At 42.3% G+C, this 11,369-nt stretch carries 11 protein-coding genes; all 11 read left to right on the forward strand.

What is annotated here, in order from left to right; translation table 11 throughout:
• On the forward strand, positions 1–226 hold a 226-nt coding region (locus tag LD028_RS01065), incomplete at its 5' end, for an RNA-guided endonuclease InsQ/TnpB family protein (protein WP_237810622.1).
• A gap of 169 nt (positions 227–395) precedes the next feature.
• On the forward strand, positions 396–4,688 hold the full coding sequence (locus LD028_RS01070; protein ID WP_237810623.1) for a PolC-type DNA polymerase III: 4,293 nt from the start codon (positions 396–398) through the stop codon (positions 4,686–4,688).
• Positions 4,689–4,836: 148 nt separating this feature from the next.
• Positions 4,837–5,307, forward strand: coding sequence for a ribosome maturation factor RimP (rimP, locus tag LD028_RS01075; RefSeq protein ID WP_077429654.1), 471 nt, complete (start codon positions 4,837–4,839; stop codon positions 5,305–5,307).
• A 27-nt stretch (positions 5,308–5,334) separates the two neighbouring features.
• Positions 5,335–6,438: a transcription termination factor NusA gene (gene nusA / locus LD028_RS01080; protein WP_077429655.1), complete on the forward strand. Its 1,104-nt coding sequence runs from the start codon at positions 5,335–5,337 to the stop codon at positions 6,436–6,438.
• Position 6,439: 1 nt separating this feature from the next.
• Positions 6,440–6,724, forward strand: a complete 285-nt coding sequence (gene rnpM, locus LD028_RS01085) for an RNase P modulator RnpM (RefSeq protein WP_004891012.1) — start codon at positions 6,440–6,442, stop codon at positions 6,722–6,724.
• On the forward strand, positions 6,714–7,013 hold the full coding sequence (locus LD028_RS01090; RefSeq protein WP_077429657.1) for a YlxQ family RNA-binding protein: 300 nt from the start codon (positions 6,714–6,716) through the stop codon (positions 7,011–7,013). Before rnpM ends, LD028_RS01090 begins: the two co-directional genes overlap by 11 nt.
• Before the next feature lie 18 nt (positions 7,014–7,031).
• Complete coding sequence (gene infB, locus LD028_RS01095) at positions 7,032–9,215, forward strand: translation initiation factor IF-2 (RefSeq protein WP_237810624.1); 2,184 nt, start codon at positions 7,032–7,034, stop codon at positions 9,213–9,215.
• Entirely contained in the window at positions 9,212–9,490 is a 279-nt protein-coding gene (locus LD028_RS01100) for a DUF503 domain-containing protein (RefSeq protein WP_237810625.1), read from the forward strand. Before infB ends, LD028_RS01100 begins: the two co-directional genes overlap by 4 nt.
• Before the next feature lie 14 nt (positions 9,491–9,504).
• Entirely contained in the window at positions 9,505–9,864 is a 360-nt protein-coding gene (rbfA, locus tag LD028_RS01105; RefSeq protein ID WP_003394813.1) for a 30S ribosome-binding factor RbfA, read from the forward strand.
• Between the two features lie 47 nt (positions 9,865–9,911).
• Positions 9,912–10,808, forward strand: coding sequence for a tRNA pseudouridine(55) synthase TruB (truB, locus tag LD028_RS01110; RefSeq protein WP_237810626.1), 897 nt, complete (start codon positions 9,912–9,914; stop codon positions 10,806–10,808).
• A 9-nt stretch (positions 10,809–10,817) separates the two neighbouring features.
• Positions 10,818–11,369: FAD synthetase family protein (locus LD028_RS01115; protein WP_237810627.1), on the forward strand; the 552-nt coding region annotated here is incomplete at its 3' end.

The following is an 11,369-nucleotide window of genomic DNA, read 5'->3' on the forward strand; positions in this document are numbered from 1 at the left end:
AACATTCCACGAGTTCAAGCGGCAAATGACGTACAAATGTGCATGGCATGGGATCGAGTTGATCGTCGTAGATCGCTTTTATCCGTCAAGCAAAATGTGTAGCCGTTGCGGTCATGTAAAAGAGAAGCTTTCTTTATCCGAACGGACGTATCGCTGTGAAGCTTGCGGGATAGAAATGGATCGCGACCTCAACGCAAGCATCAACTTGAAAAACTATGCCAAGTAAAGCACAACATGTACCCATACGTTAGTGGGGAAGTGAAGCCTTCGGAGCGTCAAAGAAACGAGAGTAGCGTTTCGCGAAATCGGGCGCGATGAACAAGGAAGGAAACATAGACTTTTATAAGTTTCTTATAAAGTCTTGTAAGTTTTCTGTAACGGTTTAACGAACAACGATGAGAGAAGAACAAAAAGAGCGATTTTCTATTTTACTACAACAACTACAGCTCACTTCTTCGAGTATAGCAAACGACTTAGCACACGGACGGATTAACAAAGTTGTTGTTAATAAACAAACGAAATGTTGGCATTTTTATTTTCAATTTCCTACGATTTTACGAGCGAATGTATATGCCGAGTTTCGTAAACGTTTAATCGAACAATTTCGTCATATCGCTCACGTGCAATGTACCATTGAAGCAGAGGATCAAACGTTTACTGTTGAAGATATTGTGTCGTATTGGCCGCTCTTTGTTGAGACGATTCAACAAAGCTCCCCTCTTTTTTCATTACTTACACAGCAACAACCGGAAGTGAAGGGGACGAAAGTCACTGTGCAAGCGCGCAACGAAGCAGAAGCGATTGCACTAAAAAAAAGATTTGCGCCATTGTTTACTGAGACGTATGTATCGTTTGGCTTTCCTCACTTACAATTAGAAGCGGGCGTGAAACATGATGCGCAACAGTTTGAACAATTTTTAGCTCAAAAACAAAAAGAAGATGAAGAACGAGCGTTAGCCGCATTTATGGAAGCGATGCCGAAACAAGAAGAGACAAATATAACCGAAGCAAGCGGCCCGCTTGTAATTGGCTATCAAATTAAAGATGAAGAACATATTCGTTCGCTCGATCAAATTGTGGAAGAAGAACGTCGTGTCGTCGTACAAGGATACGTCTTTGATGCCGAGGCAAAAGAACTAAAAAGTGGCCGTACGTTATTGACGTTAAAAATGACGGACTATACAAACTCTATTCTTGTGAAAATGTTTTCACGCGATAAAGAAGATGCGGAATTAATGCAACGTGTAAAAAAAGGTATGTGGGTTAAAGTGCGCGGTAGCGTGCAAAACGATACGTTTGTGCGCGATCTTGTGCTCATTGCGAACGACCTAAATGAAATAAAGCCGAACGAGCGACAAGATACAGCCGAGGAAAAACGTGTGGAATTGCACGTCCACACACAAATGAGTCAAATGGATGCGGTCGCTTCGATTACAAAACTCGTTGAACAAGCGAAAAAATGGGGACATGAGGCGATTGCTGTGACGGACCATGCCGTTGTTCAGTCGTTTCCGGAAGCGTATAGTGCGGGAAAAAAATATGGTGTGAAAATTTTATATGGACTAGAGGCTAATATTGTTGATGACGGGGTACCGATCGCTTACAATGAAGCGCATCGACGGCTCATGGACGATACGTTTGTCGTGTTTGACGTGGAAACGACAGGACTGTCGGCCGTATACGATACAATTATTGAATTAGCAGCGGTCAAAGTCAAAAACGGAGAAATTATCGACCGTTTTGAGTCATTTGCTAACCCGCATCATCCGCTTTCTGCGACAACTATTGAATTAACAAAAATTACAGATGATATGTTAAAAGATGCACCAGACGTCGAAGAAGTATTAGAAAAATTTTATCATTGGATCGATGACTGCGTGCTCGTTGCCCATAATGCAACGTTTGATATTGGCTTTTTAAATGCAGGATTTAAGAAAATCAATCGTGGCAAAGTAACTAATCCAGTGATTGACACACTTGAACTTGCTCGTTACTTATATCCAGAGCTAAAAAACCATCGTTTAAACACGCTTTGTAAAAAATTCAATATTGAATTAACCCAACACCATCGTGCCATTTATGACGCAGAAGCGACAGGGTATTTACTCATTCATTTGTTGAAAGAACTTGATGAAAAAGGAATTCAATACATTGATCAATTAAACGAAGCATCAAAAGAACAAGGAGCGTTTCAACGATCTCGGCCGTTTCATGCCACGTTGCTTGTCCAAAATGAAGTGGGGTTAAAAAATTTATTTAAACTCGTATCGCTTTCACATGTGAACTATTTTTATCGTGTTCCCCGTATTCCGCGTTCCGTCTTGCAACAACATCGTGAGGGTATTTTAGTCGGATCAGGATGCGATAAAGGGGAACTATTTGAAGCGATGATGCAAAAAGGGATCGAAGAAGCAGAGGCGATTGCCCCGTTTTATGATTTCCTTGAAGTGCATCCGCCAGAAGTGTACGCTCCGCTTATTGAAATGGAATATGTACGCGACGAAGGAGCCGTAAAAGAAATTATTACAAACATTGTACAACTTGGTGAACGGCTCGGCATCCCAGTTGTTGCGACAGGAAACGTGCATTACATGAACCAAGAAGATAAAATTTATCGCAAAATTTTAATTCATTCACAATCCGGTGGCAATCCGTTAAATCGTCATGAACTGCCAAACGTTCACTTCCGTACAACAAACGAAATGTTAGAAGCATTTTCGTTTCTTGGTGAACAAAAAGCAAAAGAAATTGTCGTTACGAATACAAAAAAAATTGCCGATCTCATTGGGGAAGTAAAACCGATTAAAGATGAGTTGTACACCCCAAAAATTGAAGGAGCGGACGAAGAAATTCGGCGAATGAGTTACGAACGAGCGAAGAGCATTTATGGTGATCCGCTTCCGGACATCGTTGAGAAACGGTTAGAAAAAGAGTTGAAAAGCATTATTGGTCACGGCTTTGCAGTCATTTATTTAATCTCTCATAAACTCGTAAAAAAATCGCTTGATGACGGCTATCTTGTCGGTTCACGTGGTTCAGTTGGCTCATCGTTTGTTGCGACGATGACCGAAATTACAGAGGTGAACCCGCTTCCGCCGCATTACGTTTGCCCGAACTGCAAACACTCTGAGTTTTTCGATGATGGTTCGGTCGGCTCGGGATTTGACTTGCCTGATAAAGACTGTCCAAAATGTGGTGCGCGGTACAATAAAGATGGGCACGACATTCCATTCGAGACGTTTTTAGGATTCAAAGGTGATAAAGTACCGGATATTGACTTGAACTTCTCAGGCGAGTATCAACCGCGAGCGCATAACTATACGAAAGTGCTATTCGGTGAAGATAACGTATATCGTGCTGGAACGATTGGTACAGTTGCTGACAAAACGGCGTACGGATTTGTCAAAGGGTATATAAGCGATAAAAATCTTCATGTACGTGCGGCAGAAATCGATCGTTTAGCTGCTGGATGTACGGGAGTGAAACGAACGACAGGGCAACATCCAGGAGGTATTATCGTCGTTCCAGATTACATGGACATTTATGATTTTACGCCAATTCAATATCCAGCCGACGATACAGAAGCAGAATGGCGGACGACGCACTTTGATTTCCACTCTATTCACGACAATTTATTAAAACTCGATATTCTCGGGCACGATGATCCGACAGTCATTCGGATGTTACAAGATTTGAGTGGAATTGATCCGAAGACGATTCCAACAGATGATCCTGAAGTGATGAAAATTTTTAGTAGCACAGAATCGCTCGGGGTGACACCGGAACAAATTATGTGTAACACAGGAACGCTCGGTATCCCAGAGTTCGGTACGCGCTTCGTTCGTCAAATGTTAGAAGAAACAAAGCCAAAAACGTTTTCCGAGCTTGTGCAAATTTCGGGCTTATCGCACGGGACGGACGTTTGGCTTGGCAACGCGCAAGAGCTTATTCAAAACGGCACATGTACGCTATCAGAAGTGATTGGATGTCGTGACGACATTATGGTGTATTTAATTTATCGCGGTTTAGAACCGTCATTAGCATTTAAAATTATGGAATCCGTTCGTAAAGGAAAAGGATTGACGGCAGAATTTGAAGAAGAAATGCGCAAACATGACGTACCAGAATGGTATATTGAATCATGTAAAAAAATTAAGTATATGTTCCCGAAAGCGCATGCGGCAGCCTACGTTCTCATGGCGGTACGCATTGCGTACTTTAAAGTACATCATCCGCTCCTTTACTATGCATCGTATTTTACCGTACGTGCAGAAGATTTTGATTTAGATGTCATGATTCAAGGATCTGCGGCGATTCGTCGACGCATTGAGGAAATTCAAGCGAAAGGGCTTGATGCGTCAGCGAAAGAAAAGAACTTGCTAACCGTACTTGAAATCGCGCTAGAAATGTGTGAACGGGGTTTTTCGTTTAAACATATTGATTTGTACCGCTCACAAGCAACCGAGTTTATTATTGATGGCAATTCGCTTATTCCGCCGTTTAATGCCATTCCGGGACTTGGGACGAACGTAGCGCATAGCATCGTACGTGCTCGTGAGGAAGGCGAGTTTTTATCGAAAGAAGATTTGCAACAACGCGGCAAAGTATCGAAAACGATTTTAGAATATCTTGAAAGCAGAGGCTGTTTGCAGTCGTTGCCGGATCACAATCAATTATCACTCTTTTAAATGAGTTGCAATTTTTTTGCCAATATGTTATAGTTCTAGTGGAAATGGTAAAGATAATGGACAAAAAGAGTGGGGAAACCCACTCTTTCGTATTGATTCGAGATTCCTTGCTGTTGCAAGGGATTTTCTTGCAGTTAGGAGGACCAATATGAAAAAAGTTACACACATCGTCGAAGAGCTTGTCACCCCGATCGTCACGCATATGGGGTTGGAGCTTGTCGATATTGAATATGTGAAAGAAGGTAAGAATTGGTTTTTGCGTGTGTTTATCGATTCCCCAACGGGAGTTGATATCGATCAATGCGGTGTCGTAAGTGAGCGGTTAAGCGAAAAGCTTGATGAAATCGACCCTATTCCCCACAATTATTTTTTAGAAGTATCATCACCGGGGGCGGAGCGTCCGCTTAAAAAGACGAGAGACTTCGAACGCGCTGTCGGAAAAAACGTTTATGTGAAAACGTATGAACCGATTGACGGTCAAAAAGAGTTCGAAGGGTTGTTGACCGCGTTTGATGGGCAAACCGTGACGGTAGAAGTGAAAGTGAAAACAAAGAAAAAAACAATCACAATTCCATATGAAAAAGTAGCTAGTGCACGGCTAGCTGTCATCTTTTCTTAATTCACATTAGAGGGGGACGACCGGTTCATGAATACAGAGTTGTTAGATGCCTTAACGGCGCTTGAGCGCGATAAAGGTATTAGTAAAGAAGTGTTAATTGAAGCGATAGAGGCGGCGATCGTGTCCGCTTATAAGCGCAATTTTAATCAAGCACAAAACGTTCGCGTTGATTTTAATCAAGAAACGGGAACGATTCGCGTATTTGCACGCAAAGAAGTCGTTGATGAAGTGTACGATTCACGCTTAGAAATTTCCCTTGACGAGGCGAAGCGAATCAATCCGAATTATCAAGTAGGCGATGTCGTTGAAATTGAAGTAACACCGAAAAACTTTGGGCGCATCGCTGCCCAAACAGCGAAACAAGTCGTCACGCAGCGCGTCCGTGAAGCGGAACGAGGCGTCATTTATGCCGAGTTTGTTGATCGTGAAGAAGATATTATGACTGGCATTGTACAACGGACGGACTCAAAATTTATTTACGTCAGCCTTGGCAAAATCGAGGCGTTGCTTCCGGTGAGCGAACAAATGCCGAATGAAACATATAAGCCGCATGATCGCATTAAAGTGTACATTACAAAAGTAGAGAAAACGACAAAAGGACCACAAATTTACGTATCGCGCACACATCCAGGACTACTAAAACGATTGTTTGAATTAGAAGTGCCGGAGATTTATGACGGTACGGTCGAAATTAAGTCTGTTGCACGCGAAGCAGGAGATCGCTCGAAAATTTCCGTTCATTCGGATAACCCAGAAGTCGATCCGGTTGGTGCATGTGTTGGACCAAAGGGACAACGAGTGCAAGCGATTGTAAACGAGTTAAAGGGCGAAAAAATCGATATCGTTCGCTGGTCAGCCGATCCAGTCGAATTTGTAGCCAATGCGTTAAGTCCATCTAAAGTGCTTGACGTCATCGTGAATGAAGAAGAGAAAGCGACGACGGTCATTGTGCCGGATTATCAATTATCGCTTGCGATCGGAAAACGTGGTCAAAATGCTCGTTTAGCGGCAAAATTAACAAATTGGAAAATTGATATTAAAAGTCAATCGGAAGCGGAACAATTAGGTATTTACCCTCGTTCTTCATCATCGTTCGAAGTTGACGAAGAGGAGATTAGTGAGGTGGAATAACATGCCAAAAAAAATTCCGATGCGTAAATGTGTTGTCACAGGGGAAATGAAGCCGAAAAAAGAGCTCATTCGCATCGTTCGTTCGAAAGAAGGCGATGTGTCGATTGATCCGACCGGAAAAAAAGCCGGGCGCGGTGCGTACATTACGTTAAGTAAAGAGTGCATTTTGCTTGCGAAAAAGAAAAATACACTTGCGCATCATTTAAAAGCGACTATTGACGATTCGATTTACGAACAGCTATTACAGCTTGCCGAGAAGGAGAACAGAGAAACAAATGAATCATAAACCATGGGTCTCTTTTCTCGGACTGGCGAATCGGGCGCGCAAAGTCATTTCGGGAGAAGAGCTTGTTGTAAAAGAAATTCAGCGTAAACGCGCGAAGCTTGTCATTTTATCGGAAGATGCGTCAGAAAATACAAGAAAAAAAATTTCCGATAAATGCGCGTTTTATCGCGTTCCGCTTTGTTACGTAGATAATCGCCACGAATTAGGTGGGGCGATTGGAAAAGGAGCACGGGTTGTTGTAGCGATTACAGATGAAGGATTCGCACAAAAGCTGAAAACGATGCTCTAACATTTTGGGGGTGAATGTATGTCAAAAATGCGTGTATACGAATATGCGAAAAAACATAATGTGTCAAGTAAAGATGTCATCCATAAACTGAAAGAAATGAACATCGACGTATCTAATCATATGACGATGATTGAAGCGGACGTTGTTGAAAAATTAGATCGTTCATTTAACAAAGGACAAAAACAAGAACAAAAACAAGAAGCAAAAAAAGAAGAAAAGAAGGCACCTGTGAAAAAGCCTGTTTTAGAACAGTTTGAAGAAGACGAAGATGAGGTCATTCAAACGAAAGTACCGATTAAAAAAGCAGTAGTCAAAAATCGCGAAGGGAAAAAACACGACTTGCAAATCCAACAAAAAGAAAAGAAAATTTTCAATAACAAAAAAAATAAAAAACAAAAACCTCAGCAAGCTCCACAACAAGAAGTGCAAAAGAAAAAAGAAAAAGAGCTTCCGAAAAAAATTACATTTGAAGGCTCATTAACGGTTGCTGAGCTAGCGAAAAAACTAGGTAAAGAGCCTTCTGAAATTATTAAAAAGTTATTTATGCTCGGCATTATTGCAACGATTAACAAAGATTTAGATAAAGATGCGATCGAGTTAATTTGCTCCGATTACGGTGTGGAAGTAGAAGAAAAAGTAACGATTGACGAAACAGAATTTGAGACAATTGAAATTGTCGATAACCCAGAAGATTTAGTCGAACGTCCACCTGTCGTCACGATTATGGGACACGTTGACCACGGCAAAACAACGTTGCTTGACTCGATTCGTCATACGAAAGTGACAGAACAAGAGGCGGGCGGTATTACACAACATATCGGTGCGTACCAAGTCATGGTGAACGGCAAAAAAATTACGTTTTTAGATACACCGGGTCATGAGGCGTTCACAACGATGCGTGCGCGTGGAGCACAAGTAACGGATATCGTCATCCTTGTTGTTGCAGCCGATGATGGTGTAATGCCACAAACTGTTGAAGCGATTAACCATGCGAAGGCGGCAAAAGTTCCAATCATCGTCGCGGTCAATAAAATCGACAAACCAACAGCGAACCCTGATCGCGTCATGCAGGAGTTAATGGAATACGAACTCGTTCCAGAAGAATGGGGCGGAGATACAATTTATTGTAAATTATCGGCGTTAACGGGCGAAGGAATTGACAACTTACTCGAAATGATTTTGCTTGTGAGTGAAATGGAAGAACTAAAAGCAAATCCAAACCGCCGTGCGACAGGAACGGTCATTGAAGCAAAATTAGATAAAGGTCGCGGTCCGGTTGCAACCCTTCTCGTTCAATCGGGTACATTGCGTGTCGGTGATCCAATTGTTGTTGGTTATACGTACGGACGCGTGCGGGCAATGACAAACGATCTTGGTCGTCGCGTGAAAGAGGCAGGTCCATCTACCCCTGTTGAAATTACGGGATTAAACGAAGTACCGCAAGCAGGCGATCGCTTCATGGTATTCGAAGATGAGAAAAAAGCGCGTCAAATTGGCGAAGCGCGTGCGCAAAAACAAATTGCTCAACAACGAAGTGTAAAAGCGCGTGTCAGCCTAGACGACTTGTTTGAAAAAATTAAGCAAGGCGAAATGAAAGAGTTAAACATTATCGTCAAAGCGGATGTACAAGGTTCTGTCGAAGCGCTCGTTGCCGCATTGCAAAAAATCGAAGTCGAAGGTGTGCGAGTGAAAATTATTCACTCTGGTGTTGGGGCAGTAACAGAGTACGACATTATGCTTGCCTCGGCATCGAATGCGATTGTTATCGGCTTTAACGTTCGTCCGGATGCGAACGCCAAACGTGTCGCAGAAGCAGAAAAAGTAGACATTCGTCTCCACCGCATCATTTACAAAGTCATTGAAGAAATTGAAGCGGCGATGAAAGGGATGCTTGATCCGGAGTATGAAGAAAAAGTCATCGGTCAAGCAGAAGTTCGTCAAACATTTAAAGTATCGAAAGTTGGTACAATTGCAGGATGCTATGTAACAGATGGGAAAATTACGCGCGATAGTAGCGTTCGCCTCATTCGTCAAGGCATCGTCGTTTATGAAGGACAAATCGATACGTTAAAACGTTACAAAGACGATGTAAAAGAAGTGGCACAAGGATACGAGTGCGGAATAACGATTAAAAACTTTAACGATATTAAAGAAGGCGACGTTATCGAAGCGTATGTCATGCAAGAAGTGGTACGCAAATGATCGGATACGTCGAATGTGAATGCATCATTTACGACGTCCAATCATTAAAAGAAAAGCGAGCCGTGTTGCAACGCATTATCACACGGCTCAAACAAAAATATAATATATCAGTAGCTGAAGTCGATTATCAAGACGTATGGCAACGAACGAAGCTTGGAATTGTAGCTATTACGGCCGAACGAGCTGCGACGGAACAAGAGCTTCAACGTACGTTGCAATTCATTGATTCGTTTCCAGAAATCGAACGAACAGTTACAACATTCGAGTGGTTTTAATCGAGGTGATGATCATGAGTTTGCGAGCCACACGTGTAGGCGAACAAATGAAAAAAGAGTTAAGTGATATTATCGGTCGCAAACTAAAAGACCCACGCATTGGCTTCGTTACTGTAACAGATGTTCGAGTAACGGGCGATTTGCAACAAGCAAAAGTGTATATTTCGGTTCTTGGAGATGAAGAACAAAAGAAAAATACGCTCAAAGGATTAGCAAAAGCAACTGGATTTATTCGTTCGGAAATCGGTCAGCGTATTCGTTTGCGCAAGACTCCAGAAATTTACTTTGAAATTGATGAAACAATTGATTACGGACAACGCATTGAAAGTTTAATTAAACAAATTTCCGAAGAAAAAGAACATAAAGAAGAATAATGGATAGACATGCGTCTATCCATTTCCGCTATTTTAGAGGTGAAGCGATGGACGGAGTGTTATTGTTACATAAACCTGCGGGCATGACGTCGCACGACTGTGTCATGCGCATTCGTAAGCTATTTCAAACGAAAAAAGTTGGTCATACAGGAACGCTCGATCCTGACGTATGTGGTGTGTTGCCCATTTGCATTGGCAAAGCAACAAAAATTGTTGAGCTATTAACAGCGGAGAAAAAAACGTATGAAGGAGAAGTGACGTTAGGGATAGCAACGACAACAGAAGACGCATCGGGCGATGTTGTTTCAATCAAACCGATAGAGCGGTCGATCGCTCGCCATGAAATTGAACATGTATTGGCTAAGCTGACAGGGGAAATTGAACAAACTCCACCGATGTATTCTGCAGTAAAGGTAAATGGAAAAAAATTGTATGAGTATGCGCGTGCAGGGATTGATGTCGAACGACCGAAACGACATGTGCATATTTACGAGTTGCAACTCCTTGATGACAGGCAAGTATTTGCAGGTGAACGTATATCGTTTCGTTTTCGGGTGACGTGTAGTAAAGGGACATATGTGCGTACACTTGCGGTTCAAATAGGCGAACAACTTGGATACCCAGCGCATATGTCCCGCCTTGTTCGCACAGCGTCCGGATCGTTTACGCTTGATCAATGTGTGACATTTGCTGACATCGAACAACACCTGTCGGCTGGTACTGCACATATGCTACTTTTACCGATTAAACGAGCGTTAGCCCATTTGCCGACATATGTACTGAATGATGAAGAAGAGAGAAAAGTAAAAAACGGAGCGCTTTTGCCAGCCCTGTCTGACATGCCTACGCGTCTATTGATGATAAATAAGCAAGGTGAAGCATTAGCGATTTACATGCCTCATCCGACAAAGCAAGGCTGTATGAAACCTTTAAAAGTATTGTAGGTGAAAACAATGAAAACGATTTGGCTTTCCCATCCGTTAAACGAAAAAAACAATGGTCCGCTTGTCATGGCACTCGGATATTTTGACGGTGTTCATCTTGGGCACCAAAAAGTGATTCAGACAGCGAAGCGAATTGCGGACGATCATCAATATAAAAGTGCGGTTATGACGTTTCATCCGCATCCGTCTGTCGTGCTAGGGCGCTCGAAGCAACATGTTCATTTTATTACGCCATTAAAAGAAAAAGAAAAACAAATAGCTAAACTCGGTATCGATTATTTATACGTCGTTGAATTTACACCAGCATTTGCCCATTTGTTGCCACAACAATTTGTCGATGAATATATCATCGGACTCGGTGTGAAACACGTTGTGGCAGGGTTTGACTTTACGTACGGTCGCTTAGGGAAAGGGACGATGGAAACATTGCCATTTCATTCCCGTCAACAATTTACACAAACGGTTATTCCAAAACAGACGTTTGGCAAAGAGAAAATTAGTTCGACATATATTCGCCAGTGTTTAGCTGAAGGGGACGTTGAGCAACTTCCGCATTTGCTT

Origin of the sequence: Anoxybacillus sp. LAT27 (assembly GCF_022030075.1) — a bacterium.
Classification (GTDB): Bacteria; Bacillota; Bacilli; order Bacillales; family Anoxybacillaceae; genus Anoxybacillus; species Anoxybacillus kestanbolensis.